The 375-nt window shown below is 32.5% G+C and carries 1 pseudogene; it reads right to left on the reverse strand.

Annotation, left to right across the window (positions count from 1 at the left end):
• A pseudogene (locus AAEY62_RS20765) lies at nucleotides 1-375 on the reverse strand (AAA family ATPase); the annotation flags it as partial.

Here is a 375-nt window from a genome sequence, read left to right on the forward strand (position 1 = left end):
ACTTCGGGCTGAATGCTATAAATTGCAATAGCCAGTATGGTAAGCACTTTATATCCAAAATTTGTATTGCTTTGAAGGTTATTTGATTGGGCTAGAGTTACATAAATTTCTATATGTCGAACAATAGTCTCTACTTCTCTTAGGGATAATCTATTGGCAATAATAATTTGTTTTATTGTTCTAATTGAGCCACATTCATATAGCTTCATATCTTCCAATACATGGCTTGATCTAACTAAGTTTTTATAGTGTTCAATTGCAGCAATACTTTCACGGTGAGCATTGGTATCGACTGTTTCAGGAAGAGCGATAGTGAATTTAACAAATTTATCTAAATATCTTTGAGCATCAACTGCATGACCATAACAATGATTT

Source organism: Pseudoalteromonas sp. GW168-MNA-CIBAN-0100, from assembly GCF_040309225.1.
GTDB lineage: Bacteria > Pseudomonadota > Gammaproteobacteria > Enterobacterales > Alteromonadaceae > Pseudoalteromonas > Pseudoalteromonas arctica.